This window comes from Stenotrophomonas sp. AB1(2024), from assembly GCF_037482345.1.
In the GTDB taxonomy this organism is placed as follows: domain Bacteria; phylum Pseudomonadota; class Gammaproteobacteria; order Xanthomonadales; family Xanthomonadaceae; genus Stenotrophomonas.
Window position 1 is genome coordinate 3,320,435 of the sequence record NZ_JBBHKO020000001.1, and the last position, 26,538, is coordinate 3,346,972.

Sequence of the window (26,538 nt, forward strand, 5' to 3'; positions counted from 1 at the left end):
TCAAGGCGAAGTTCTGAGCATGCGTTACGCACTGGGCGTCGAATACGACGGCAGCGAGTTCAAAGGCTGGCAGCAGCTCGGCGAGAGCGGCTGCCCCAGCGTGCAGGCCAGCCTGCAGGAAGCGCTGTCATCGGTGGCCGATGCGCCGATCCAGGTGGTCTGCGCCGGTCGCACCGATGCCGGTGTGCACGGCGAATGCCAGGTGGTGCATTTCGAGACCGACGTGGTCCGCGATCCGCGCGGCTGGACCCTGGGCACCACCACCCGCCTGCCGCGCTCGATCGCAGTGCGCTGGTGCGTGCCGGTGGCCGACGATTTCCATGCACGGTTCTCCGCCCGCGCCCGGCGCTACCGCTACCGGTTGCTCAACCGGCAGATCCGCCCGGCGTTGTACCGGCAGACCCTGAGCTGGGAGCGCCGCCCGCTCGATGCTGCGCTGATGCACGAGGCCGGGCAGGCCCTGCTGGGCGAGAACGACTTCAGTGCCTTCCGCAGCGTCCAGTGCGAAGCCCTGCATGCCCGGCGCGACCTGCAGGCGATCAGCGTGACCCGCCAGGGCGAGATCGTGGAGGTCTGCGTTCAGGCCAATGCATTCCTTCATCACATGGTGCGCAATATCGTCGGCTCATTGATCCTGATTGGCTGTGGGGAAAAGCCGGTGTCGTGGATGGCCGAGCTCCTTGCCGGCCAGGACCGCACCGTGGCCGGCCCGACCGCACCGCCCCAGGGACTGGTATTCGTTGGCCCGTTGTACCCCGACAACTGGCACCTGCCCGCCGAGGTCACCCTATGAGCCGCTCCTTCTACCGCACCCGTATCAAGTTCTGCGGCATGACCCGTGCCGGCGACGTGCGCCTGGCCGGCGAACTGGGCGTGGACGCGGTGGGCTTCATCTTCGCCCGCGAGAGCAAGCGCCGCGTGGCGCCGGCCGAAGCCCGCGCCATGCGCCAGGCGATCGCGCCGATGGTGGATGTGGTCGCGCTGTTCCGCGACAACAGCAAGGAAGAAGTGCGTGAAGTGCTGCGCACCGTGCGTCCGACCCTGCTGCAGTTCCATGGCGAGGAAGACGAATCCTTCTGCCGCAGCTTCAACATGCCTTACCTGAAGGCGGTGGCCATGGGCGGCCGCGAAGACGTCAATGCCCGCCAGCTGCAGCTGCGTTACCCGAGCGCGGCCGGTTTCCTGTTCGACAGCCACGCTCCCGGCGGTGGCGGCGGCACCGGTGTGGCCTTCGACTGGACCCGCCTGCCGACCGGTCTGCATCGCCCGTTCCTGCTGGCCGGTGGCATCACCCCGGACAACGTTTTCGACGCCATCGTGGCCACCTTGCCGTGGGGCGTGGACGTTTCCAGTGGCATCGAAATCGAGCCGGGCATCAAGGACGGCTACAAGATGCGCAAGTTCGTCGAAGAAGTCCGCCGCGCCGATTGCCACGAAGCGGATTAGCGCCAGAGGCGCCAATCCGCGGTAGCGCCGGCCGTTGGCCGGCCCTCAGGAACGTTGAACCATCACGCGGGCCGGCCAACGGCCGGCGCTACCGCGCGTCCATGGAAACGCTCGCCCGGCATCGGTCCATGCGCCAAAGCGCCGATTACCGCTATCGGCAGTCGACTGGCGTGCGACCCTACCGCAGCTTTTCGGCCAACCATTCCGCCAGGGATTCCACCCGCGCATCCTGGCCACCTGCCGGCGTGGCCAGTACCCAGAACCCACCCGTGGCCCCGAATCCCCACGGTGCCAGCAGCCGACCGGCGGCCAGCTCATCTGCCACCAGCGGCTCCGGCGCGATCGCCACGCCCAGCCCGGCCACCGCCGCTTCCAGCAGGTAGTACAGGTGTTCGAAGCCGGTGCCCAGCTGAAGCCCCGATGGATCCAGCCCATGCGAAAGCGCCCACGCCGGCCACGCCTGCGGGCGTGACGTGGTGTGCAGCAACGACTCGCGCAGCAACGCTTGCGGCGGTTGCTGCCGCAGGCGCGCGGCAGCCGGATGCTGCGGGCTCACCACCACACCGACCCGCTCCGGTGCCAGTTCGCGCACCTGCCAGCCACGCGGCCACGGCGGCTGCGCCAGCAGCAGCACCGCATCCAGTGCCTGCTGCTGTTCGGTGAAGCTGCCGTCCTGGGCCGACCAGTGCAGCGGCACCTGCGGCAGGTCGGCCTGCAGCGCGGGAAGGCGCGGAATCATCCAGCGCGCCAGGATGCTGCCGCTGCAGCCCAGCACCAGCGCCCCGGGACGCTGCCGGCGCTGCAGGGTGTCGACCGCGTCTCGGATCTGCGTGAACGCACCCGCGCAGGCGGCTTGCAGCTGCTGGCCCGCTGCGGTCAGGCGCAGGCCGCGACCGGCACGCTCGAACAGCGTCACGCCCAGGTGTTCCTCCAGCAGCCGCAGTTGCCGGCTGATCGCCCCATGGGTCACGTGCAGCGCTTCGGCGGCCCGCCCCACGCCGCCCAGGCGGGCGGTGGCTTCGAAGCTGCGCAGCGCGTTCAAGGGGGGCAACGGCGTCTGGCTCATGTGAGTTTTTCTGACGAATTTATGCAGATAATATCGATATTCCGGCCCCGATATGTGCGCTAAATTGTCAGTCTGTCTCCAATGGCTGTCGCGTCATGTCCGCACCCTCCGCATCTCCCATCGTCGATTTCCATGCCTACCCCGATGCCAACGGCCATTTCGGCCGCTATGGCGGCAGTTTCGTTGCCGAAACGCTGATCGGGCCGCTGCAGGAGCTGGCGGCGGCCTATGACCAGGCGCGCCGGGACCCGGCCTTCATCGCCGCCTACGACAAGGACCTGACCCATTACGTGGGCCGGCCGAGCCCGATCTACCACGCCGAACGGCTGAGCCGGCAGGTCGGCGGTGCGCAGATCCTGCTCAAGCGCGAGGATCTGAACCATACCGGCGCGCACAAGATCAACAACACCATCGGCCAGGCCCTGCTGGCCGCGCGGATGGGCAAGAAGCGCATCATCGCCGAGACCGGCGCCGGCCAGCACGGCGTGGCCAGCGCCACCGTGGCAGCGCGGCTGGGCCTGGAATGCGTGGTGTACATGGGCGCCACCGACATCGAACGGCAGAAGATCAACGTCTACCGCATGAAGCTGCTCGGCGCGACGGTGGTGCCGGTCACCTCCGGCTCGGCCACGCTCAAGGACGCGCTCAACGAAGCCATGCGCGACTGGGTCACCAACGTGCGCGACACCTTCTACATCATCGGCACCGTGGCCGGCCCGGACCCGTACCCGCGCATGGTGCGCGACTTCAATGCCATCGTCGGCCGCGAAGCGCGTGCGCAGATGCTTACCGATTACGGTCGCCTGCCTGATGCGATCACCGCCTGCGTCGGTGGCGGCAGCAATGCCATCGGCCTGTTCCATGCCTTCCTCAACGACCGTGACGTGCGCATCGTCGGCGCCGAAGCGGCGGGCGACGGCATCGAAACCGGTCGCCATGCCGCGTCCATCGCCGCCGGTCGGCCCGGCGTGCTGCACGGCAACCGCACCTATGTGATCTGCGACGACGATGGCCAGATCATTGAAACCCATTCGGTCTCGGCCGGCCTGGATTACCCCGGCGTCGGCCCGGAACATGCCTTCCTGGCCGATGCCGGTCGCGCCCAATACGTGGGCATCACCGACGATGAAGCACTGGCCGCGTTCCATCAGCTGGCGCATAGCGAAGGTATCCTGGCCGCGCTGGAATCCAGCCACGCCGTGGCCCAGGCGATCAAGATCGCGCGCGAGCTGCCCAGCGACAAGCTGGTGCTGTGCAACCTGTCCGGGCGTGGCGACAAGGACGTGCACACCATCGCCGCGCGCGAGGGCCTGGTTCTGTGAATCCCGTGCTGCGCCAGGGAAGTGCGCTGCTGATCGTGGTCGGCTTGACCGGCTGCAAACCGCCCGAACCGCCGGTGCTGGCGCCCGCTGCGGGACCGGCTGCCATCGCGCCGGCGCAGCTGCCTGCCAGTAATGACGACGGAGCCGATCGCCCGCTCCTTGAGCCCCCTGATGGCACAGCCACCGATGCCGAAGGTGATGCCTTGGCACCGGCCGTGGTCTCGGTGGCGCTGGATCATGCCGGCGACGTGGTCATCGGCCAGCGCTTCAGCGAGGTCGAAGCCGAGGGGCCGTGGCATTCGGCCGGGCTCAGCGAAGGGGAGGGCAGTGGATCCTGCGAATACTACGAGCGCGGCAGCCTGCCCGAGGGCGTGTCGATGATGGTCGATGACGCCCACGTGCAGCGTTTCGACCTGGATACGATCGACGGCTCCTACGAGGCCATCGCCCAACCGGGTCCGTTCGGGCTGCGCCTGGGCATGTCGCTCGAAGAGGCGCTGACCCGCCTGCCGCCTGGCAGCACCCGCATGCCGCACGCCTATGGTCCGGAAACGGGCGAATACGTGACCTGGCAGGACCCCGGCTCGGATCTGGCGATCCGGCTGGAAATCTTTGGCGGGGTGATTTCGAAGTTGTACTGGGGCGCCAGCGGCGCCGTTGAATTGAAAGAAGGATGTGCCTGAGATGCCTGTTGCCCGTATCGACGCCTGTTTCGCCCGCCTGCGCGCCAGCCGCCGCAAGGCGCTGATTCCCTTCATCACCGCCGGCGACCCGGGCCTGGACGCCACCGTGCCGGTGATGCACGCGTTGGCCGCCGCCGGCGCCGACGTGATCGAACTGGGCGTCCCGTTCTCCGATCCGATGGCCGATGGCCCGACCATCCAACGCAGCTCCGAACGCGCGCTGGCGCGTGGTGCGGGCCTGCGCTACGTGCTGGAAACGGTGCAGAGCTTCCGCCGTGATGACACCACCACGCCGGTGGTGTTGATGGGGTACCTCAACCCCGTTGAGATTCACGGCACCGCGCGTTTCGCCAAGGCGGCCATTGATGCGGGCGTGGACGGCGTGCTGCTGGTCGACCTGCCACCCGAAGAAGCGGAAGAGACGCTGGAGATCTTCAGCGCCGCCGGCCTGGCGCTGATCCTGCTGGCCTCGCCTACCACCGCTGACGATCGGTTGGACCTGCTTTCGTCGATGGCCAGGGGCTACCTGTATTACGTGAGCTTTGCCGGTGTCACCGGTGCCTCCGAACGGCTGGACAGCAACGCCGCCGGTGCCCGCCTGCGCGATCTGCGCAGTCGTTCGACCGTCCCGGTGGTGGCAGGGTTCGGCATCAAGGACGCGCAGAGCGCCGCCGCGATGGCCCAGGAAGCCGACGGCGTGGTGGTGGGCAGCGCCCTGGTAGCGGCGTTGGCCGAGGCCGGGGACGGCGACAACGCGGCGCGGACAGCAAAAACGTTCCTGCAGCCGCTGCGGCAGGCACTCGACGCCACGCAATAACCGGTAGCGCCGGCCGTTGGCCGGCCCTCATGGGCGTCGGATACCTGTGCGCGGGCCGGCCAACGGCCGGCGCTACCAGGTTGCCTGGGCGCTGCCTTGGCGCGCGGCCGTTCACGTCCCGTCCACACGCCCCCGTAGGGATCCCGGCTCCCGGACGGGTGAGCTAGACTGTCGTCCTTTGCGGCCCCGGGCCGCCCTGAACGGAAGTGTCATCCCGCATGAGTTGGCTCAGCAAGTTGATGCCGTCGGGCATCCGCACCGACAACGTCCCCAGCAAGAAGCGCAGCGTCCCCGAGGGCCTGTGGGAAAAGTGCAGCAGCTGCGGCAGCGCGCTTTACGGTCCTGAGCTGGAAGAAAACCTGGAAGTCTGCCCCAAGTGCGGCCACCACATGGCTATCCGCGCACGGGCGCGCCTGGCCGCGCTGTTCGACGCCGACAGCACCACCGAGATCGCCGCGCGCCTTGGGCCGACCGACCTGCTCAAGTTCAAGGACCAGAAGAAGTACAGCGAGCGCATCAAGGCTTCGCAGAAGAACACGGGCGAATACGACGCGCTGATCGCCATGCAGGGCCTGCTCAAGGGCCGGCCGCTGGTGGCCTCGGCGTTCGATTTCGCCTTCATGGGCGGCTCGATGGGCTCGGTGGTGGGGGAACGCTTCTCGCTGGCCGCGGAAAAGGCGCTGGAAATCGGCGCGCCCTACGTGTGCTTCTCCGCCAGTGGCGGTGCGCGCATGCAGGAAGGCCTGTTCTCGCTGATGCAGATGGCCAAGACCTCGGCCGCGCTGGGTCGCCTGCGTGCTGCGGGGCTGCCGTACATTTCGGTGCTGACCCATCCCACCACCGGTGGCGTGTCGGCGTCGTTTGCGATGCTGGGCGACATCAACATCGCCGAGCCGCAGGCGTTGATCGGTTTCGCCGGCCCGCGCGTGATCGAACAGACCGTGCGTGAGAAACTGCCGGAAGGCTTCCAGCGCTCGGAATTCCTGCTCGAGCACGGCGCCATCGACCAGATCTGCGACCGCCGTGAAATGCGCGACCGTCTTTCCGAGCTGCTGGCCATGCTGGGCCGCCAGTCCGCCCCGGGCGCTGCTGCCTGATGGGGGCGCGCAAGTACTTCGGCACCGACGGTATCCGTGGCCGGGTCGGGCAGGGGGTCATTTCCGCAGACTTCGTGCTGCGCCTGGGCAATGCACTGGGCCGTGTGCTGACCCAACGCAACGGCCACCGCCCGGGTCACCGGCCGGTGGTGGTGATCGGCAAGGACACGCGTATTTCCGGCTACATGTTCGAAGCGGCATTGGAAGCCGGGCTGGTCGCCGCCGGGGCTGACGTGCAGCTGCTGGGACCGATGCCGACTCCGGCGGTCGCGTTCCTCACGCGCACGCTCGGTGCCGACGCGGGCATCGTCATCAGCGCTTCCCACAACCCGCACTACGACAACGGCATCAAGTTCTTCTCCGCCGATGGCGAGAAGCTCGACGATGCGACGGAGCTGGCGCTGGAAGCGGCGCTGGATACCGATTTCACCACCGCTGACTCGGACCGGTTGGGCAAGGCGGCGCGTGGGCGCGATGCGGTAGGCCGCTACATCGAATTCTGCAAGGCCAGCGTGCCGCGCGGGTTCGATCTGCGTGGGCTGAAGATCGTGCTGGACTGCGCGCACGGGGCCACCTACCACATTGCGCCGCTGCTGTTCCGCGAGCTGGGTGCGGAGGTAGTGGCCATCGGTGCCGAGCCCAATGGGGTGAACATCAACGACGGCGTCGGCTCGATGCATATCGACAACCTTGCCGTGAAGGTCCGCGAAGTGGGTGCTGACCTGGGCATCGCCTTCGACGGCGATGGCGACCGCGTGCTGATGGCCGATGACCAGGGCAACCCGGTTGATGGCGATGACCTGCTGTATGTGCTGGCGCCGTCGTGGCAGCGCAGTGGTCGCCTGCGTGGTCCGGTGGTCGGCACGTTGATGACCAACTTCGGCCTGGAGCAGGCGCTGGAGCGCCTGGGCCTGCCGTTCCAGCGCAGCAACGTGGGCGACCGCTACGTGCACCAGGCGCTGGTTGAAGGTGGCGGCGTGCTGGGTGGCGAAGCCTCCGGCCACCTGTTGTGCCTGGATCGGGCCACCACCGGTGATGCCATCGTCAGCGCGCTGCAGGTGCTGGAAGTGCTGCGCCGGGAAGGCAAAAGCCTGCGCGAATCGCTGGTGGGGTTGACCCGGGTGCCGCAGAAGACGGTCAACGTGCGCCTGGCAGGTGTTTCAGCCAAGGCGATCGTGCAGTCCGAGGGCGTGCAGACGGCGCTGGCCGATGCGCAGCAGGCGGTCAAGGGCCGCGGCCGCGCATTCCTGCGCCCGTCCGGCACCGAGCCGGTGGTCCGCGTCACGGTCGAGGCCGACACCGCCGAGCTGATGCAGGCCACGCTGGACAGCCTGTCCGGTGCGGTGAAGGCAGCGGCTGCGACGTGATGAAAAACCCGGCTTCGGCCGGGTTTTTTTGTTGGCGGTAGCGCCGGCCGTTGGCCGGCTGCTCTTCGTGCAGGGGTCATGAACGCTGGACGGGTGGCTTCGGTCCATCTAAACGTCGGACCGATTATCGGGACCGCATTTTGCCGCCTTCGGATACCTGAGCCGCGCTGCGCGCGGTGTCCGGCCAACGTTATGCCCGCCGTCCTGGCGGTCACCCTCCGGGCCGGCGCGTCGCGCCGTTTGGGATTGGGATCAATCAACCATGGGCTTCGGACCCATGGCGCTCTGTGTCCTACGGCCCCGGCACCATCTTCTTCTGCCTGGCCTTGAACCGGTTGAACACCGGCGCGATCAATGGGTGGTAACTCCACGCGATGCGCTTGCGCAGCCAACTGGCGGGGCGGTTGCGGATCGCGAAACGATAGATGTGCTCCGGATCGCCACCGACCACGTTGCGCCCGAACGGGTGGGTGGTGTGCAGGTAGCGGAATCCCTGCGCACGCGCGATCGGCAGGTAATCCTCGTCGAAATCACCATACGGCCAGCACAGCGTGTCGGACACTTCGCCCAACTGCTCCTGCAGCACGCCGCGCGCCATTTCCAGGTCGCGGGTGATGCCTTCGCGTTTCTGTTCGCGGCTGATGTCCTGCTTCATCCAGCGCGTGTGGGTGTGGGTGTGGCAATGCACTTCGAAGGTGCCGGCGTCGATCATCGCGCGCGCTTCGCTCCAGCGCATCATCACATCGTCGTGGCGGTTCTCGCGCAGGATCGCCGTTTCGCAGCCGCGGTGATCGGGCGTGGCCGGAAGTACCGCATCCGGCTGGCCGGCATGCGGCCGCTGCGGGCCTTCGCCCATCCAGCCGGTGACAACGAACACCACCGCGTGCATGCCGTACTTCTGCAGGATCGGGTGTGCGTACACCCAGTTGTCCAGGTAACCGTCATCGAAGGTGATCACGATCGACCTGCGCGGCACCGGCCTGCCGGCCAGGAAGCCGGCGTACTGTTCCAGCGTCAGCGACGTCCAGCCGTTGCGCGCCAGCCAGGCGATCTGGCTTTCGAAGTTTTCCGGCGACACCGTGATCATCCCCGGCGAGGGCGAGACGTGGTGGTGCATCAGTACCGGCACGGTTCTAGCGTTGGCCATGTCCCAGCTCCTTCAACCACTGGTGGTAATAGTATTCGGTGGTTTCGGTGTGCCCGGTCGGGGTGAAACGGTAGGTGCCCCGCATCCACTCCCAGCCGGCCAGGCCCATCTGCCGGCGGCGTTCAGGCTGCTCGACCAGGGTCTGCAATGCACGGGTGAGTGCGGCCTGGTCGCCCAGCGGGGCCAGCAGGGCATTGCTGCCTTCCACCAGCATCTCCGGCACGCCGCCGACCCGGGTGGCCACGATCGGCACGCCCACATAGGCCGCTTCCAGGAAGACCGTACCGGCTGCCTCCTTGTGGCTGGCCAGGGCAAAGATGTCGAAGCCGGTCATCAACCGGCACGCGCCCAGCCGGTAGCCGAGCAGGTGGACCTGGGCGGCGATGCCCAGGTTCGCGCGCAGTGCGGTCAGCGTGTCCAGCATCGGTTGGCCGTCGCCGATGACAACCAGGTGCAGGTTCGGCTGCTGGCGGCAGAGCGGGGCGATCGCGCGGAGCAGGTCGGCATGGCCCTTGGCTTCGCGCAGTACCGCCACGCAGCCGACCACGATCTGGTCGTCGGCGAAACCCAGTTCGCGGCGGACCTCCGCCCGCGTCTCCTGCAGGCACTGCCAGGCATCATCGTTTCCGGCCTGCGACCACTGTGGGGGTACCGCGATCGGTGGGACGATGCCGATGTGGTCATCGGCGATACCGCGATGGACCAGCAGCTGTTTCACGAAACTGCTCACCGTCAGTACCCGGTGCGGCAGGCCGGTGTAGGTCAGCAGGGAATTGACCGGGCTCATGAGGTGCCGTGAGCGCACCACCAGCGGCGCGCCGGCCAGGCGCGCGCCGGCGGCGGCAATGAGCGCATCGCGGCGGCTGGTGGTGTTGACCACATCGTAGGTATGCCGCCGGACCAGTCGCTTCACGGACCAGATGCCGCGCAGCAGCCGCAACAGCCCGCCCATCTTCAAGGCGTGCACGGTGAAGCCGGCTTCGCGCGCGATCTCGCCCAGGCGTGCGCCGGGCTGGCACAGCAGCGACACGTCGTGCCCGCGTTCGCGCATGGCCAGCATGTGGCGGTAGATGTAGATCTCCTGGCCGCCAAATCCCTTGGCGGCTTCGGTATGCAGAATTTTCAGCGGTTTGTTCGTCATGAACGTTCCAGGGGTCAAGACAGTCAACGTGATTGCGTGGGGTAGTGGGTCAGGGTCGAGGCGGAGGGCGGGCGCATTGTATCGATTTGTATCAATGTATCGGCGGTGTCGATTGTCCGATCTGGCACAATGTTCAGCCGGGCCACAGTTGTGGCCGGTATACCTACCTCGAACAAGCCAGGAACCGCTGTGAGCCAGATCCCCACCCTCGACATCACCCGTTTCGACAGCGACCGCGACGCCTTCGTCGCCGAGCTGGGAGCGGCCTACCGTGAATGGGGTTTTGCGGGCATCCGCAACCACGGCATCCCGCAGGCGGACATCGATGCGGCCTACGATGTGTTCAAGGCCTTCTTTGCGCTGCCCGAAGCCACCAAGCTGCAGTACCACCTGCCGGGCACCGGTGGCGCGCGCGGCTACACGCCGTTCGGCGTGGAAACGGCCAAAGGCTCCAGGCACTTCGACCTGAAGGAGTTCTGGCACATCGGCCGCGAGATCCCGGACGATTCGAAGTACCGCGATGTGATGGCCCCGAACCTGTGGCCGACGGAAGTACCGGACTTCAAGAAGAAGGGTTACGGCCTGTACCAGGAGCTGGACAAGCTGGGCTCGCGCGTTTTGTCGGCATTGGCGCTGCACATCGGCCTTCCGATCGATTTCTTCGCCGACAAGACCAACAACGGCAATTCCATCCTGCGCCCGATCCATTACCCGCCGATCACCGCCGATGACATCCCGAACGTGCGCGCCGGCGCGCATGGCGACATCAACTTCATCACGCTGCTGGTCGGCGCGAGCGCGGCGGGCCTGGAAGTGCAGTCGCACGAAGGCAAGTGGGTGCCGTTCACCTCGGACGCGGACACCATCGTGGTCAACATCGGCGACATGCTGCAGCGCCTGACCAACCACGTGTACCCGTCCACCATCCACCGCGTGGTCAATCCCCCGGGCGAGCAGGCCCGCCAGCCGCGCTACTCGGTGCCGTTCTTCCTGCACCCGAACCCGGACTTCCTGATCGACGTGCTGCCGACCTGCATCACCCCGGAAAACCCGAGCCGCTACCCGGAGCCGATCACCGCCCACGGTTTCCTGGAAGAGCGCCTGCGCGAGATCAAGCTGAAATGAAAGAAGGCCGCCGAAAGGCGGCCTTCTTTCATTTCAGTGCCTTTGGTTGATTGACCTAGATCCCCATGGGCTCGTATGAATTCGTAGCCCCGGCCGTTGGCCGGACACCGCGCGCAGCGCGGCGCAAGCGTCCGGAGACGATTGCATGATGATTGCGACCACGTTTCCGACGTTTACAGCGTCCGAAGCGGTAGCGCCGGCCGTTGGCCGGCCCGCAGGCTGCCCGATCCCGCCTGAAAACCAATATCCATTTGAAATGTAAGCGTTTTCGGGAAACGCGGATTCGTTACATCCGGTATCATTGGCTGTTGATATCCCAAAGGAGCCCGCCATGCGCCGCAAGATCGTCGCCGGTAACTGGAAGCTGCACGGCAGCCGCCAATTCGCGACCGACCTGGTCAGCGATATCGTCGCCAGCCTGCCCAAGGACGGGGTGGAAGTCGTCATCCTGCCGCCGCTGCCGTACCTGGGCGAGCTGGTCAACGACTTTGAAGGCCGTGCCGTCGCATTTGGCTCGCAGGACGTCAGCTCCAACGAGAAGGGCGCCTACACCGGCGAGGTCTCCGCCGCCATGCTGGCCGAAGTGGGGGCCCGCTATGGCCTGGTCGGCCATTCCGAGCGCCGCCAGTACCACCAGGAAAGCAGCGAGCTGGTGGCCCGCAAGTTCGCCGCCGCCCTGCATGCCGGCCTGGTCCCGATCCTGTGCGTGGGCGAGACCCTGGAGCAGCGCGAGGCCGGGCAGACCGAAGCGGTCATCGCTGGTCAGCTGGCCCCGGTGCTGGAGCTGGTCGGCCCGGCCGGCTTCCAGCATGCCGTGGTTGCCTACGAGCCGGTCTGGGCCATCGGCACCGGCCGTACCGCCACCAAAGAGCAGGCCCAGCAGGTCCATGCGTTCATCCGTGGCGAAGTGGCCAAGCTGGATGCTAGAATCGCCGATTCGTTGCCGATCCTCTATGGCGGCAGCGTGAAGCCCGACAACGCAGGGGAACTGTTCGCGCAGCCCGATGTCGATGGTGGGCTGGTGGGCGGCGCCTCGCTGGTGGCCGCGGATTTCCTGGCCATCGCCCATGCGGCGGCCGGGCGCTAACACGAAATGTTGCCGGCCCCGGGTCGGCACGATATGTCCGAGGACGGATTCGAAATGCTGATGTTGATCCTCAATGTGGTCTACGTGCTGGTCGCGGTGTCCATGATCGCGCTCATTCTGATGCAGCGTGGCTCCGGTGCGGCCGCAGGTTCGGGTTTCGGTGCCGGTGCCTCGGGCACCGTGTTCGGCGCGCGTGGCGCGTCCAACTTCCTGTCCAAGTCGACCAAGTGGCTGGCCGTGGTGTTCTTCGGCATCAGCCTGTTCATGGCCTGGTACGCCAGCCATGGTGCGCGCCCGGCGGTCCAGCAGGACCTCGGTGTGATGTCGGCCCCGGTCGCGCCCAGCGCCCCGGCGGTCCCCGCCGGTGAGCTGCCGGTCGTGCCGAAGGCCCCGGAAGCCGCTGCCCAGCAGCCGGTTCCGCAGGCCACTGTGCCGGCTCAGGCGGAAACGCCGAAATCGGGTGAAGAAAAGCCTTCGGAAGGCTCCCAGACTCCCTGAAGACGGTTACAATATGCGGCGCGTTGGGGGGAATCCAATTGGAATTCCGCCCAGTGCGATACGTAAGCCCAGGTGGCGGAATTGGTAGACGCACTACCTTGAGGTGGTAGCGACTTAGGTCGTAGGGGTTCGAGTCCCCTCTTGGGCACCATTTTGTTTGTAAGCGGATACGTCTGGCGCGCAAAGCGCCAGGTGCGTTTTCCGTCCACTCCCCCATGCCAAAACGCCTGCAGGCGTGGCGGCAGAGGCAAGAGAGAATCGCTGTGCTGGCCGAATATTTGCCGTCTCTGCTGTTTCTGATTGTTGCCACCGGTATCGGCGTTGCGCTGATGCTGGTCGGCCGGTTCCTCGGTCCCCGGCGTCCTGATCTGAAAAAGCTCTCGCCGTACGAATGCGGCTTCGAAGCTTTCGAGGACGCGCGCATGAAGTTCGATGTGCGCTATTACCTGATCGCCATCCAGTTCATCGTATTTGACTTGGAAATCATCTTCATCGTGCCGTGGACCCAGGTCTTCATGGAGCTGGGCGCACGCTCGCTGGTCACGATGGGCATGTTCGTGGGCATGCTTTTCCTCGGTTTCATTTACGTCTGGAAGAAGGGAGCGCTGGAATGGGAGTAATTCAGACTCTCGATGGCCTGATGAACAACCCGGTCCCGGAAGGGCGGGTCGATGACATCCTGCGCCCCGAAGGCGACAACCCGCTGCTCGAAAAGGGCTATGTGACCACCAGCGTCGACGCGCTGTTGAACTGGGCACGTACCGGCTCGATGTGGCCCATGACCTTCGGTCTGGCCTGCTGCGCGGTTGAAATGATGCATGCCGGTGCCGCGCGCCTGGACCTTGACCGCTACGGCGTGGTGTTCCGCCCGTCGCCGCGCCAGTCCGACGTGATGATCGTGGCCGGTACGCTGGTCAACAAGATGGCCCCGGCCCTGCGCAAGGTCTACGACCAGATGCCGGACCCGAAGTGGGTCATTTCCATGGGCAGCTGCGCCAACGGTGGCGGCTACTACCACTACTCGTATGCAGTAGTGCGTGGTTGCGACCGCGTGGTGCCGGTGGACATATATGTCCCCGGTTGTCCGCCTACCGCCGAAGCGCTGGTGTACGGGATCCTGCAGCTGCAGAAGAAGATCTGGCGTACGCAGACCATCGCCCGCTGACATTCCTCCTGACAAGAGCACGCCAAGCCCCCATGGCAGAGCAAGCATCCTTCATCGACCGACTTTCCGCACGTTTCGCAGGTGCGCAGGTCTTCGTGGTCGAACCCCGCGGCGAAGTGACGCTGGAAGTGCCCGCCGCTGACTGGCATGCCACCGCTCTGGCGCTGCGCGACGAATTCGGTTTCGAGCAGGCCGTTGACCTGTGCGGGCTGGACTACCTCGGCTACGGCAGCGACGAGTGGGACACCGCCGATGTCTCCTCCCAGGGTTTCAGCCGTGGCGTCGAGGGCAAGTCCGTCGGCCGTTTCGCCTGGGGCGAGTTCCCCACCCGCGAAACCAGCGATGGCACCCAGCCGCAGCCGGTGCCGCTGCAGCGTTACGCGGTGGTCGCCCAGCTGCGTTCCTACCAGCACAACCTCACCATGCGCATCCGCTGCTTTGCGCCGAACGAGGAACTGCCGGTGGTGGCCTCGCTGACCAATGTGTGGCCGGGCCTGAACTGGTTCGAGCGCGAAGCGTTCGACCTGTTCGGCGTGATCTTCGAAGGCCACCCGGACCTGCGTCGCATCCTGACCGACTACGGCTTCGTGGGGCACCCGTTCCGCAAGGACTTCCCGCTGATCGGCAACGTCGAAGTCCGCTACGACGAAGAAAAGAAGCGCGTGGTCTATGAGCCGGTCACCTCGGTGGAGCCGCGTGTCGGCGTGCCGCGCGTGATCCGCGACGACGCCCGTTTCCAGACCGCTGCCGGCGAAAGCGCGCAGACGGAGGCAAGCAAGTGAGTGAGTTCCAGCAAGCCCAGCAGGCATTTGCGAGCAACCCGGCCGAACTGCGCCAGGAAATCCGCAACTACACCATGAACTTCGGTCCCCAGCATCCGGCCGCGCACGGTGTGCTGCGCCTGATCCTGGAAATGGATGGCGAAACCATCATGCGCGCCGACCCGCACGTCGGCCTGCTGCACCGTGGTACCGAAAAGCTGGCCGAATCCAAGCCGTTCAACCAGTCCATCGGTTACATGGACCGCCTGGATTACGTGTCCATGATGTGCAACGAGCACGCCTACGTGCGCGCCATCGAAACCCTGATGGGGATCGAAGCGCCCGAGCGTGCCCAGTACATCCGCACCATGTTCGATGAAATCACCCGCATCCTGAACCACCTGATGTGGCTGGGCTCCAACGCGCTCGACCTGGGTGCGATGGCGGTGATGCTGTACGCCTTCCGCGAACGCGAAGAGCTGATGGACTGCTATGAAGCGGTCAGTGGCGCGCGCATGCACGCGGCGTACTACCGTCCGGGTGGCGTCTACCGCGACCTGCCGGACCAGATGCCCAAGTACAAGGAATCGCGCTGGCACAAGGGCAAGGCCCTGAAGAACCTCAACGCCTCGCGCGAAGGTTCGCTGCTGGACTTCCTGGAAAACTTCACCGTCGAGTTCCCCGGCCGTGTCGACGAATACGAAACCCTGCTCACCGACAACCGTATCTGGAAGCAGCGTACGGTTGGCATCGGCGTGGTCAGCCCGGAACTGGCCCATGCCTGGGGCATGACCGGCGTGATGCTGCGTGGCTCGGGCGTTGCCTGGGACCTGCGCAAAAAGCAGCCGTATGCGAAGTACGATGCCGTCGATTTCGACATCCCGCTGGGCAAGGAAGGCGACTGCTACGACCGCTACCTGGTCCGCGTGGCCGAGATGCGCGAATCCAACCGCATCATCAAGCAGTGCGTGCAGTGGCTGCGCGCCAACCCCGGCCCGGTCATGGTCAAGAACTTCAAGGTTGCCCCGCCCAGCCGCGAGGACATGAAGGACGACATGGAAGCGCTGATCCATCACTTCAAGCTGTTCAGTGAAGGCTACTGCGTCCCGGCCGGCGAAACCTACGCCGCGGTTGAAGCGCCCAAGGGCGAGTTCGGCTGCTACCTGATGTCCGATGGCGCCAACAAGCCGTTCCGCGTGCACCTGCGCGCGCCGGGCTTTGCCCATCTGTCCTCGATCGACTCGATCGTGCGCGGGCACATGCTCGCCGACGTGGTGGCCATGATCGGCACCTACGACCTGGTGTTCGGCGAGGTGGACCGGTAATGGCCACCGCATGCACGATGCCTGACACCCGCCGGCTGCTGCCGGCGCTGCAGGTTCTGGTTTTTAACGATTTGGTATTCGCTGAGGTCGGCCGATGAAGGCGACGGGTAATTTCGAGGCGGCGCGCGACGTCGACCCGATGGTGGTGTTGAGCGACAAGACGCGCGCGCACATCGATCACTGGCTGTCCAAGTTCCCGCCGGACCGCAAGCGTTCGGCGGTGCTGCAGGGCCTGCACGCCGCCCAGGAACAGAACGCCGGGTGGTTGACCGACGAGCTGATCGCCGGCGTGGCCAGGTACCTGGACCTGCCGCCGGTGTGGGCCTACGAGGTTGCCAGCTTCTACTCGATGTTCGAGCTGGAGAAGGTCGGCCGCCACAACGTGGCGTTCTGTACCAACATCAGCTGCTGGTTGAACGGCGCCGAGGACCTGGTCGCGCATGCCGAGAAGAAGCTCGGCTGCAGGACCGGCCAGTCCACCGCCGATGGCCGCATCTACCTCAAGCGTGAAGAAGAATGCCTGGCCGGTTGCGCCGGTGCGCCGATGATGGTCATCAATGGCCATTACCACGAGCGCCTGACCGTCGAGAAAGTCGACGAGCTGCTGGACGGGTTGGAGTAAGACATGGCACATCATCACGCACCCAAGGGTCCGGTCGGTCCCGCACCGTTGCCGCACCAGGTGGTCTACACCACCTTGCACTACGACACCCCGTGGTCGTACGAAAGCTACCTCAAGACCGGTGGCTACGCCGCCCTGCGCAGGATTCTCGAAGAGAAGATCCCGCCGGAGCAGGTCATCGAGATGGTCAAGCAGTCCAACCTGCGTGGCCGTGGTGGCGCCGGCTTCCCGACCGGCCTGAAGTGGTCCTTCATGCCCAAGGGCACCATGCAGAAGTACATCCTGTGCAACTCGGACGAATCCGAGCCGGGAACCTGCAAGGACCGCGACATCCTGCGTTACAACCCGCATTCGGTGGTGGAAGGCATGGCGATCGCCTGCTACGCCACCGGCAGCACCGTGGGCTACAACTACCTGCGCGGTGAATTCCACCACGAGCCGTTCGAGAACTTCGAGCAGGCCCTGGCCGACGCGTACGCGAACGGCTGGCTGGGCAAGAACATCCTCGGCAGCGGCGTGGACATCGACATCTACGGCGCCCTCGGCGCTGGTGCCTACATCTGCGGCGAAGAAACCGCGCTGATGGAATCGCTGGAAGGCAAGAAGGGCCAGCCGCGCTACAAGCCGCCGTTCCCGGCCAACTTCGGCCTGTACGGCAAGCCGTCGACGATCAACAACACCGAGACCTATGCCTCGGTGCCGGCGATCATCCGCAACGGCCCGGAGTGGTTCCAGAGCCTGAGCCTGACCAAGAACGGCGGCCCGAAGATCTTCTCGGTCTCCGGTTGCGTGCAGCAGGGCGGCAACTTCGAAGTGCCGCTGGGCACCACCTTCGATGAGCTGCTGGAAATGGCCGGCGGCCTCAAGCCGGGCCGCACCCTCAAGGGCGCGGTGCCGGGCGGCGTGTCGATGCCGGTGCTGAAGGCCGAAGAACTCAAGGGCCTGCAGATGGACTACGACACCCTGCGTGCCCTGGGCACCGGCCTGGGGTCGGGTGCCATCGTGGTGCTCGACGACAGCGTGTGCTGCGTCAAGTTCGCCTGCCGCATCAGCCAGTTCTTCCACAAGGAATCCTGTGGCCAGTGCACCCCGTGCCGTGAAGGCACCGGCTGGATGCACCGCGTGCTCGAGCGCATCGTCGCCGGCAAGGCAACCATGGAAGACCTGCACCAGTTGAAGGCGGTGGCCGGCCAGATCGAAGGCCACACCATCTGTGCGTTCGGTGAAGCGGCGGCATGGCCCATCCAGGGCTTCCTGCGCCAGTTCTGGGACGAATTCGAGTACTACATCGTCAACGGTCATTCGATGGTCGACGGCAAGAAGGTGGAGGCAGCCGCCGCATGAGCGCGCAACCCAACAATCCTGGTGGCACTCCGGCGATCGTGCCGGAAGGGCATGTGACCGTCGAGATCGACGGCCAGTCCCTGGTCGTGCCCAAGGGCTCGATGATCATCCAGGCCGCCGACAAGGCCGGCATTCCGATCCCGCGCTTCTGCTACCACGAGAAGCTGCCGATCGCGGCCAACTGCCGCATGTGCCTGGTCGACGTGGAAAAGTCGCCCAAGCCGGCGCCGGCCTGCGCCACCCCGGTGATGGATGGCATGAAGGTTGCCACCCGCAGCGAGAAGGCCCTGAAGTTCCAGCGTTCGGTGATGGAGTTCCTGCTCATCAACCACCCGCTGGACTGCCCGATCTGCGACCAGGGCGGCGAGTGCGAACTGCAGGACGTCTCGCTCGGCTACGGCCGTTCGGTGAGCCGCTTCAACGAGCGCAAGCGCGTGGTGCCCGACGAGGACATCGGGCCGCTGGTCGCCACCGAAATGACCCGCTGCATCCAGTGCACCCGCTGCGTCCGCTTCACTGCCGACGTGGCCGGTACCTATGAGCTGGGCGGCATGTACCGCGGTGAAAACCTGCAGATCGGCACCTACGACGGCAAGCCGCTGACCACCGAGCTGTCCGGCAACGTCGTCGACGTCTGCCCGGTCGGTGCGCTGACCAACAAGGTGTTCCAGTTCCGCGCCCGTCCGTGGGAACTGACCGCGCGTGAGTCGCTGGGTTACCACGACGCGATGGGTTCGAACCTGTTCCTGCACGTGCGCCGCGGCGAAGTGCTGCGTTCGGTGCCGCGCGACAACGAACTGGTCAACGAATGCTGGCTGTCCGACCGCGACCGTTATTCGCACCAGGGCCTGTACAGCGCTGATCGCGCCGTCAAGCCGCTGCGCAAGATCAACGGGCAATGGCAGGAAGTGAGCTGGGCTGAAGGCCTGGCCGCTGCCCGCGAGATCCTGTCGGCCAACAAGGGCGACGACCTCGGCGTGCTGGTTCACCCGTCGGCCTCGAACGAGGAGGGCGCGCTGCTGGCCCGTCTCGCCACCGGCCTGGGCACCGGCAACATCGACCACCGCATCAACAACCGCGACTTCTCCGACGCCGCCACTGCCGAGATCTTCGGCCTGTCGCTGGCCGAGATCGAAGGCGCCGACAGCATCGTCGTGCTCGGCAGCAACATCCGCCACGAGCTGCCGCTGCTGCACGCCCGCCTGCGCAAGGCGCAGACCACGCGCAACGCGAAGATCCACGCGATCAACCCGGTTGATTTCGATTTCGCCTTCACGCTGGCCGGCAAGCAGATCGTGGCCCCGTCGAAGTTCGTCGAGGCCCTGGGCAACGCCGAGCTGCGCCAAGCGGTGACCGGCAATGCCGTGCTGATCGTCGGTGGCATCGCCGAAAACCACCCGCAGGCTGCCGCGATCCGCGCTGCCGCGCTTGATTTCGCCGCCGCCACCGGTGCCAGGCTGTGCCGCATCCCGCAGGGCGCCAACGCCGTGGGCCTGTCCCGCGCCGGCGTGCTGCCGGCTGGCAAGGACGTCAACACCATGCTGGCCCAGCCGCGCAAGGCCTATGTCCTGTACGGCATCGAGCCGGGCCTGGATTTCGCCGACACCGCCGCTGCCCGCAAGGCGCTGGCCGGTGCCCAGGTGGTGGCCTTCAGCCAGTTCGCCTGTGCCTCGACCCGCGACGTGGCCGACGTGATCCTGCCGATCGGCGCACTGCCGGAAATCGACGCCACCCTGACCAACCTCGATGGTCGCGAGCAGTCGGCCCGTGCCGGCGGCAAGCTGCCGGGCGAGGCCCGTGAAGGCTGGCGCGTGCTGCGTGCGCTGGGCGGCGAACTGGCCCTGGCCGGTTTCGAGTTCACCGACCTGGCCGGCCTGCGCGCCAGCCTGGCCCCGGTCACTGTCACCGTGTCCACCTCGGCGGCAACGCCGGTGGCCGGCGAAGGCCTGGAAGTGGCGTCCACCGCGGCGATCTACCGCACCGATGCGGTGGTCCGCCGTGCCCAGGCGCTGCAGTCGCACCCGCTCAACGCCGCGCCGCGCATCGTGCTCAACGCCGCCGACGCCGCCCGCCTGCAGCTGGTCGAAGGGCAGATGGCCAAAGTCGGCACCGATGCCGGCAAGGCCACCCTGCCGGTGGTGGTCGACGCCCGTGTCGCTGCGGGGTCGGTCTGGATTGAATCGGGCCACGGTGCAACCGCACCGCTGGGTGCCGCACGCGTAACGGTGGTGGCTGCATGAACGAATTGCTGTTGAACGCGGTCGACCCGCTCCACCAGTGGCTCCTGGGCCTGGGTGAGATCGGCGCGCTGCTGTGGATCGTGCTGAAGATCCTGGTGATCGCCATGCCGGTGATCATCGCGGTGGCGTTCTTCGTGGTCTGGGAACGCAAGCTGATCGGCTGGATGCACGTCCGCCACGGCCCGATGTACGTGGGCATGGGCATCTTCCAGGCCTTCGCCGACGTCTTCAAGCTGCTGTTCAAGGAGATCATCCAGCCGGCGAGCTCGCACAAGGCGATGTTCATCCTGGCCCCGTTGATCACCCTGGCCCCGGCCTTCGCGGCCTGGTCGGTGGTGCCCTTCGATGCGCAGGTGGTGCTGTCCAATGCCAATGCCGGCCTGCTGTACCTGCTGGCGATGACCTCGCTGGGGGTGTACGGCATCATCCTGGCCGGTTGGGCGTCCAACTCCAAGTACGCCTTCCTGGGGGCCATGCGCGCCTCGGCGCAGATGATCAGCTACGAAATCGCCATGGGTTTTGCCCTGGTCGGTGTGATGATCGCGGCCGGCAGCCTGAACCTGAGCGGCATCGTGATGGCGCAGGCCGGCAACTCCGGCTTCTTCGACTGGTTCCTGATTCCGCTGTTCCCGCTGTTCATCGTGTACTGGGTGTCCGGCGTGGCCGAAACCAACCGCGCGCCGTTCGACGTGGTGGAAGGCGAATCGGAAATTGTCGCCGGCCACATGGTCGAATACTCCGGTGGTGCGTTCGCGCTGTTCTTCCTGGCCGAATACGCCAACATGATCCTGATCAGCTTCCTGATCTCGATCTTCTTCCTCGGCGGTTGGCTGAGCCCGTTCCAGGGCTGGATCACGGCGGACATTTCGCCGTGGATCGACTGGATCTGGAAGGGCGGTGCCCCGTGGCTGCTGTTGAAGGTGTTCTTCTTCGCCAGCGCCTACATCTGGTTCCGTGCCAGCTTCCCGCGTTTCCGTTACGACCAGATCATGCGTCTGGGCTGGAAGGTCTTCATCCCGCTCACCATCGCGTGGATTGCGGTAACGGCTGTGATGGTGTTCTACGGCGTGATCCAGAAGGGCGTCTAAGTGATGAATCGAATTACCCATTACTTCAAAAGCCTGCTCCTGCTCGAGCTGCTCGGCGGTCTGTGGCTGACCCTGAAGTACGCGTTCAAGCCGAAGTACACGCTGATGTACCCGATGGAGAAGTTCCCGCAGTCGCCGCGTTTCCGCGGCCTGCATGCGCTGCGCCGCTACCCCAACGGGGAAGAGCGCTGCATCGCCTGCAAGCTGTGCGAAGCGGTGTGCCCGGCGCTGGCCATCACCATCGATTCGGCCAAGCGCGAAGACGGCACCCGCCGTACCACCCGCTACGACATCGATCTGTTCAAGTGCATCTTCTGCGGCTTCTGTGAAGAAAGCTGTCCGGTGGACTCGATCGTCGAGACCCACATTCTCGAGTACCACTTCGAGAACCGTGGCGAGAACATCGTTACCAAGCCGCAGCTGCTGGCCATCGGTGATCGGCTTGAAGCCGAAATCGCCGAGCGTCGTGCCGCCGATGCCGCTTTCCGCTGAGGTTGAATGATGGATTGGGTAAATATCTTCTTCTGGGTCTTCTCCATCGTGGCGGGCATTTCCGCTGCGGCGGTGATCAGCGTGCGCAATCCGGTCTACGCCGTGCTGTGCCTGATCCTGACCTTCTTCTCCGTGGCCTGCATCTGGATCCTGATCGGGGCTGAATTCCTCGGCGTGGCGCTGGTGCTGGTCTACGTCGGCGCGGTGATGGTGCTGTTCCTGTTCGTGGTGATGATGCTCGACATCGACGCCTCCAACCTGCGCGAGGGCTGGGTCCGCTACCTGCCGCTCGGCCTGGTGGTTGCGGTCACCATGCTGGTGCAGATGCTGATCCTGATCGGCGTGAAGGGCAGGGCGGTCAACCCGCTGCCGGCCGACAACGCCGCCGCGCTGGCTGCCGACACCTCCAACATCACCTGGTTGGCGCGCAGCCTGTTCACCGAATACCTGCTGCCGTTCGAGTTCGCCGCCGTCATCCTGACCGTGGCCGTGGTGGCCGCCGTGATGCTGACCCTGCGTCGCCGCACCGGCCTGAAGACCCAGAACCCGACCGAGCAGACCATGGTCAAGAGCCATGACCGCCTGCGCGTGGTCAAGATGGATGTCGAAACGCCGGTGGTCCACGCCGTTACCAAGCCGTCCAGCAACGAGGAGGCTGCCCCGTGATCACCCTCGGTCATATCCTGGCGCTGGGCGCGCTGCTGTTCTGCATCAGCCTTGCCGGCATTTTCCTCAATCGCAAGAACATCATCGTGCTGTTGATGTCCATCGAACTGATGCTGCTGTCGGTGAACATCAATTTCGTCGGGTTTTCGCGTGAAATGGGTGACACGGCCGGGCAGCTGTTCGTGTTCTTCATCCTCACCGTGGCCGCGGCCGAGGCCGCGATCGGCCTCGCGATCCTGGTAACCCTGTTCCGTACCCGCCGCACCATCAATGTCGGCGAAGTCGATTCGCTGAAGGGCTGATCCGTAGATGGAAATTACTCTCTCCAAGAGTCTGTTGATCGCCGTGGTGCTTGCACCGCTGGTCGGCAGCATCATCGCTGGCCTGTTCGGTCGTCAGGTAGGGCGCATCGGCGCGCAGACCGTCACCATCCTGGGTGTCGCGGTCAGCTGCGTGTTGTCCAGCTACGTGTTCTACCAGCTGCTGTGGGGCGGCGCGCAGCCGTTCAACCAGAACGTCTACACCTTCTTCGAGGTCGGCCAGTACTCGGCGCATGTCGGTTTCATGATCGACAATCTCACCGCCATGATGATGGTCGTGGTCACCTTCGTGTCCTTCCTGGTCCACGTGTACACCATCGGGTACATGCAGGATGACCCGGGTTACCAGCGCTTCTTCAGCTACATCTCGCTGTTCACCTTCTCGATGCTCACCCTGGTGATGAGCAACAACTTCCTGCAGCTGTTCTTCGGCTGGGAAGCGGTGGGCCTGGTGTCGTACCTGCTGATCGGCTTCTGGTTCAAGCGCCCGACCGCGATCTTCGCCAACATGAAGGCGTTCCTGGTCAACCGCGTCGGCGACTTCGGCTTCATCCTGGGTATCGCCGGCGTGCTGTGGGTGTTCGGTTCGCTGGACTACGCCACCGTGTTCGCCAATGCCTCGGACATGCTGGTCAACGGCCAGAACTCATACCTGCAGGTGTGGTCCGGTGCGATCAGCCTGTTCGGCAGCTCCCTGCAGATCACCGATGCACCGGTCATCTGGTCGGTCGCCACTGTCATCTGCATCTGCCTGTTCATCGGCGCCATGGGCAAGTCGGCCCAGGTCCCGCTGCACGTGTGGCTGCCGGACTCGATGGAAGGCCCGACTCCGATCTCGGCGCTGATCCATGCCGCGACAATGGTCACTGCGGGCATCTTCATGGTCACCCGCATGTCGCCGCTGTTCGAGCTGTCGCAGACCGCGCTGAATTTCGTGCTGTTCATTGGCGCCACCACCGCGTTCTTCACCGGCCTGATCGGCATCGTGCAGAACGACATCAAGCGCGTCGTCGCGTACTCCACGCTGTCCCAGCTGGGCTACATGACCGTGGCGCTGGGCGTGTCGGCCTACTCGGCCGCCGTGTTCCACCTGATGACCCACGCCTTCTTCAAGGCGCTGCTGTTCCTGGGCGCGGGCTCGGTGATCATCGCCATGCACCACGAGCAGGACATGCGCAAGATGGGCGGCCTGCGCAAGTACATGCCGATCACCTTCATCACCATGTGGATCGGTACGCTGGCCCTGGTCGGTACGCCGTTCTTCTCCGGCTTCTACTCGAAGGACACCATCATCGAGGCAGCCAAGCACCACGCCGAGTTTGCCCCGAGCTGGGTGGCGACGTATGGTTACTGGGCCGTGCTGGGGGGCGTGATCGTCACCAGCTTCTACAGCTTCCGCCTGCTGTTCCTGACCTTCCATGGCAAGGAACGCTTCCGCGATGCGCATGATGACCATGGCCATGGCCACGATGATCACCACGCCGCCGACGCGCATGCCGATGCCCACCACGGCGACGCGCACCATGACGACCACGGCCATGGCCACGGTCCGCATGAGCCGCACGAAACCCCGTGGGTAGTGACGCTGCCGCTGATCCTGCTGGCGATCCCGTCGATCTTCATCGGTTACTTCAGCATCGGTCCGATGCTGTACGGCACCGATTGGGCCGGCCATCATGCCGCGCACGGCATTCCGGGCCAGGTGCATTCGTTCTTCACCGGCGTGGTCGATTTCTACGACCCGGCACGCAACACCCTGGGTGCCTTGGCTGAAGAGTTCCATGGCCCGCTCGGTTTCGTTGGCCATGCCATGAAGGGGCAGGCCGTGTGGCTGACCCTGGCCGGCTTCCTGCTGGCGGCCCTGTTCTACCTGTGGAAGCCGGAACTGGCGACCCGCGCCCGCAAGACCTTTGCGCCGCTGGTGTCGGTGCTGGAGAACAAGTACGGGTTCGACAAGCTCTGGATCGGCGGTTTCGCCGGCGGCGGCATCAAGCTGGGCAAGGTTTCGCGCGCGATCGACACGAACATCGTCGATGGTGTGGTGGTCAACGGTTCGGCACGCCTGATCGATCTGGCGGCCAACCTGCTGCGTCGCACCCAATCCGGTTTCCTCTATCACTACGCCTTCGCGATGATCATCGGCCTGATTGCCCTCCTGGGCGTCCTGATGCATTACCTGCGTTGATGACCTGTACGGAATAAGAAGACGTGTCGAACTGGCCTCTACTCAGTGTTCTCATCTGGCTGCCGATCCTCGGCGGTGCCTTGATCCTTGCCATCCGTGATGCGCAGACCGCCCGCTGGGCGTCTCTGGGCGTGGCGGTACTGACCTTCGTGATCAGCCTGTCGCTGCTCAGCGGCTACGACGTGGCCAACGACGCACTGCAGTTCGTCGAAACCCGCGCCTGGATCCCGGCCTACGACATCGGCTACAACCTGGGCGTGGACGGCATCGCCATCGCGCTGATCCTGCTGACCACGCTGGTCTCGGTGCTGGCCCTGATCGGCGCCTGGGGCGTGATCGACAAGCGGGTCAACCAGTACGTGGCCGCCTTCCTGATCCTGGAAGGTGTCACCGTGGGCATCTTCGCCGCGACCGACGCGATGCTGTTCTACGTATTCTTCGAAGCGATGCTGATCCCGATGTTCCTGATCATCGGTGTCTGGGGCGGCCCGCGCCGCATCTACGCCGCGCTGAAGTTCTTCCTGTACACCTTCCTCGGCTCGGTGCTGATGCTGGTGGCGCTGATCTACCTGTACCTGAAGGGCGGCAGCTTCCAGCTGGCCGACCTGTACCAGCTGCAGCTGTCGGCCCAGGAGCAGACCTGGATCTTCTTCGCCTTCCTGATCGCGTTTGCGGTCAAGGTGCCGATGTTCCCGGTCCACACCTGGCTGCCGGACGCCCACGTGGAAGCGCCGACCGCCGGTTCGGTGATCCTGGCCGCCATCGCCCTGAAGATCGGTGGCTACGGCTTCCTGCGCTTCAACCTGCCGATCGTGCCGGACGCCTCGCAGGAATGGGCATGGCTGGTGATCGCCCTGTCGCTGATCGCGGTGATCTACGTCGGCCTGGTCGCGCTGGTCCAGGACGACATGAAGAAGCTGATCGCCTATTCGTCGATCGCGCACATGGGCTTTGTCACCCTGGGCACCTTCATCGCCCTGTGGCTGGTGCGTGATGCCGGCAACGCCGATGCCGCCCGCCTGGGCCTGCAGGGTGCGATGGTGCAGATGGTCTCGCACGGCTTCGTGTCGGGTGCGATGTTCTCCTGCGTGGGCGTGCTGTACGACCGCATGCACAGCCGCCGCATCGCCGATTACGGCGGCGTGGTCAACGTGATGCCGTGGTTTGCCACCTTCGCCATGCTGTTCTTCATGGCCAATGCCGGCCTGCCGGGCACCAGCGGTTTCGTCGGTGAGTTCATGATCATCATGGCCAGCTTCCAGCGCAATCCGTGGCTGGCCCTGGCCGCGGCAAGCACGCTGGTCATCACCGCTGCCTACACGCTGTGGCTGTACAAGCGCGTGTTCTTCGGTGAAGTGGCCAATGCCCATGTTGCCGAACTGAAGGACATCAACGGCCGTGAATGGCTGGTGTTGGGTGTGTTCGCCGTGGGTACGCTGGCGCTGGGCCTGTACCCCAAGCCGCTGACCGACCTGATGGAACCCTCGATCGCGAAGCTGGCGATGCAGATCGCATCCAGCAAGTTGCTGTAATT

Annotated in this window: 26 protein-coding genes and 1 tRNA gene; 24 read left to right on the forward strand and 3 right to left on the reverse strand. The window is 65.4% G+C overall.

From position 1 onward, the window contains the following. Nucleotides 1-19: 19 nt before the first annotated feature. Nucleotides 20-793: a tRNA pseudouridine(38-40) synthase TruA gene (gene truA / locus WIX41_RS14895; RefSeq protein WP_339448799.1), complete on the forward strand. Its 774-nt coding sequence runs from the start codon at nt 20-22 to the stop codon at nt 791-793. After that, on the forward strand, nt 790-1,446 hold the full coding sequence (locus WIX41_RS14900) for a phosphoribosylanthranilate isomerase (RefSeq protein WP_339448801.1): 657 nt from the start codon (nt 790-792) through the stop codon (nt 1,444-1,446). Before truA ends, WIX41_RS14900 begins: the two co-directional genes overlap by 4 nt. A gap of 178 nt (nt 1,447-1,624) precedes the next feature. Here WIX41_RS14900 and WIX41_RS14905 read toward each other — a convergent pair whose 3' ends face one another. After that, complete coding sequence (locus WIX41_RS14905) at nt 1,625-2,512, reverse strand: LysR family transcriptional regulator (protein ID WP_339448803.1); 888 nt, start codon at nt 2,510-2,512, stop codon at nt 1,625-1,627. 95 nt (nt 2,513-2,607) lie between these two features. Between WIX41_RS14905 and trpB the strand changes: the two genes are divergently transcribed. From trpB to glmM, 5 genes are all read left to right on the forward strand, one after another. After that, nucleotides 2,608-3,834 (forward strand): tryptophan synthase subunit beta, encoded by a 1,227-nt coding sequence (gene trpB / locus WIX41_RS14910; protein WP_339448805.1) that lies wholly within the window; start codon nt 2,608-2,610, stop codon nt 3,832-3,834. Then, on the forward strand, nt 3,831-4,517 hold the full coding sequence (locus WIX41_RS14915) for a hypothetical protein (protein ID WP_409187413.1): 687 nt from the start codon (nt 3,831-3,833) through the stop codon (nt 4,515-4,517). Before trpB ends, WIX41_RS14915 begins: the two co-directional genes overlap by 4 nt. A gap of 1 nt (nt 4,518) precedes the next feature. Next, nucleotides 4,519-5,334, forward strand: coding sequence for a tryptophan synthase subunit alpha (gene trpA, locus WIX41_RS14920; RefSeq protein ID WP_339448809.1), 816 nt, complete (start codon nt 4,519-4,521; stop codon nt 5,332-5,334). 218 nt (nt 5,335-5,552) lie between these two features. Further along, complete coding sequence (accD, locus tag WIX41_RS14925) at nt 5,553-6,431, forward strand: acetyl-CoA carboxylase, carboxyltransferase subunit beta (RefSeq protein WP_339448811.1); 879 nt, start codon at nt 5,553-5,555, stop codon at nt 6,429-6,431. Continuing rightward, a complete protein-coding gene (gene glmM / locus WIX41_RS14930) occupies nt 6,431-7,798 on the forward strand; it encodes a phosphoglucosamine mutase (RefSeq protein ID WP_339448813.1) in 1,368 nt (455 codons plus the stop codon). Before accD ends, glmM begins: the two co-directional genes overlap by 1 nt. 292 nt (nt 7,799-8,090) lie before the next feature. Here glmM and WIX41_RS14935 read toward each other — a convergent pair whose 3' ends face one another. Together WIX41_RS14935 and WIX41_RS14940 are read right to left on the reverse strand one after the other, a co-directional pair. Beyond that, nucleotides 8,091-8,945, reverse strand: coding sequence for a polysaccharide deacetylase family protein (locus WIX41_RS14935; RefSeq protein ID WP_339448815.1), 855 nt, complete (start codon nt 8,943-8,945; stop codon nt 8,091-8,093). Further along, nucleotides 8,932-10,086 carry a glycosyltransferase family 4 protein gene (locus WIX41_RS14940; RefSeq protein WP_339448817.1) on the reverse strand — a complete coding sequence of 385 codons (1,155 nt, stop codon included), beginning with the start codon at nt 10,084-10,086 and terminating at the stop codon, nt 8,932-8,934. Before WIX41_RS14940 ends, WIX41_RS14935 begins: the two co-directional genes overlap by 14 nt. A gap of 189 nt (nt 10,087-10,275) precedes the next feature. Between WIX41_RS14940 and WIX41_RS14945 the strand changes: the two genes are divergently transcribed. From WIX41_RS14945 to WIX41_RS15025, 17 genes are all read left to right on the forward strand, one after another. After that, entirely contained in the window at nt 10,276-11,211 is a 936-nt protein-coding gene (locus WIX41_RS14945; RefSeq protein ID WP_339448819.1) for an isopenicillin N synthase family dioxygenase, read from the forward strand. A gap of 331 nt (nt 11,212-11,542) precedes the next feature. Beyond that, nucleotides 11,543-12,298: a triose-phosphate isomerase gene (gene tpiA / locus WIX41_RS14950; protein ID WP_339448821.1), complete on the forward strand. Its 756-nt coding sequence runs from the start codon at nt 11,543-11,545 to the stop codon at nt 12,296-12,298. Nucleotides 12,299-12,352: 54 nt separating this feature from the next. After that, nucleotides 12,353-12,796, forward strand: coding sequence for a preprotein translocase subunit SecG (gene secG, locus WIX41_RS14955; protein ID WP_339448823.1), 444 nt, complete (start codon nt 12,353-12,355; stop codon nt 12,794-12,796). A gap of 66 nt (nt 12,797-12,862) precedes the next feature. After that, a tRNA-Leu gene (locus WIX41_RS14960) sits at nt 12,863-12,947 on the forward strand. A gap of 112 nt (nt 12,948-13,059) precedes the next feature. Continuing rightward, complete coding sequence (locus tag WIX41_RS14965; protein WP_409187512.1) at nt 13,060-13,416, forward strand: NADH-quinone oxidoreductase subunit A; 357 nt, start codon at nt 13,060-13,062, stop codon at nt 13,414-13,416. Next, nucleotides 13,407-13,961, forward strand: coding sequence for a NuoB/complex I 20 kDa subunit family protein (locus WIX41_RS14970; RefSeq protein WP_019182677.1), 555 nt, complete (start codon nt 13,407-13,409; stop codon nt 13,959-13,961). The genes WIX41_RS14965 and WIX41_RS14970 overlap by 10 nt, the downstream gene beginning before the upstream one ends. 32 nt (nt 13,962-13,993) lie before the next feature. Next, entirely contained in the window at nt 13,994-14,743 is a 750-nt protein-coding gene (locus WIX41_RS14975) for an NADH-quinone oxidoreductase subunit C (RefSeq protein ID WP_339448831.1), read from the forward strand. Next, nucleotides 14,740-16,047 carry an NADH-quinone oxidoreductase subunit D gene (locus WIX41_RS14980; protein ID WP_409187414.1) on the forward strand — a complete coding sequence of 436 codons (1,308 nt, stop codon included), beginning with the start codon at nt 14,740-14,742 and terminating at the stop codon, nt 16,045-16,047. The genes WIX41_RS14975 and WIX41_RS14980 overlap by 4 nt, the downstream gene beginning before the upstream one ends. A gap of 94 nt (nt 16,048-16,141) precedes the next feature. Next, nucleotides 16,142-16,669, forward strand: a complete 528-nt coding sequence (nuoE, locus tag WIX41_RS14985) for an NADH-quinone oxidoreductase subunit NuoE (protein WP_339448833.1) — start codon at nt 16,142-16,144, stop codon at nt 16,667-16,669. Between the two features lie 3 nt (nt 16,670-16,672). Then, entirely contained in the window at nt 16,673-18,013 is a 1,341-nt protein-coding gene (gene nuoF / locus WIX41_RS14990; RefSeq protein WP_339448834.1) for an NADH-quinone oxidoreductase subunit NuoF, read from the forward strand. After that, a complete protein-coding gene (gene nuoG, locus WIX41_RS14995; protein WP_339448835.1) occupies nt 18,010-20,253 on the forward strand; it encodes an NADH-quinone oxidoreductase subunit NuoG in 2,244 nt (747 codons plus the stop codon). Before nuoF ends, nuoG begins: the two co-directional genes overlap by 4 nt. After that, nucleotides 20,250-21,341 (forward strand): NADH-quinone oxidoreductase subunit NuoH, encoded by a 1,092-nt coding sequence (gene nuoH, locus WIX41_RS15000; RefSeq protein ID WP_339448836.1) that lies wholly within the window; start codon nt 20,250-20,252, stop codon nt 21,339-21,341. Before nuoG ends, nuoH begins: the two co-directional genes overlap by 4 nt. Before the next feature lie 3 nt (nt 21,342-21,344). Continuing rightward, nucleotides 21,345-21,833 (forward strand): NADH-quinone oxidoreductase subunit NuoI, encoded by a 489-nt coding sequence (nuoI, locus tag WIX41_RS15005; RefSeq protein WP_017355930.1) that lies wholly within the window; start codon nt 21,345-21,347, stop codon nt 21,831-21,833. A gap of 6 nt (nt 21,834-21,839) precedes the next feature. Then, nucleotides 21,840-22,499 carry an NADH-quinone oxidoreductase subunit J gene (locus tag WIX41_RS15010; RefSeq protein WP_409187415.1) on the forward strand — a complete coding sequence of 220 codons (660 nt, stop codon included), beginning with the start codon at nt 21,840-21,842 and terminating at the stop codon, nt 22,497-22,499. Continuing rightward, nucleotides 22,496-22,801, forward strand: a complete 306-nt coding sequence (gene nuoK / locus WIX41_RS15015; protein ID WP_068853402.1) for an NADH-quinone oxidoreductase subunit NuoK — start codon at nt 22,496-22,498, stop codon at nt 22,799-22,801. Before WIX41_RS15010 ends, nuoK begins: the two co-directional genes overlap by 4 nt. Before the next feature lie 7 nt (nt 22,802-22,808). Further along, on the forward strand, nt 22,809-25,004 hold the full coding sequence (nuoL, locus tag WIX41_RS15020; protein WP_339448842.1) for an NADH-quinone oxidoreductase subunit L: 2,196 nt from the start codon (nt 22,809-22,811) through the stop codon (nt 25,002-25,004). 23 nt (nt 25,005-25,027) lie between these two features. Beyond that, entirely contained in the window at nt 25,028-26,536 is a 1,509-nt protein-coding gene (locus WIX41_RS15025) for an NADH-quinone oxidoreductase subunit M (protein ID WP_339448844.1), read from the forward strand. Nucleotides 26,537-26,538: the final 2 nt, after the last annotated feature.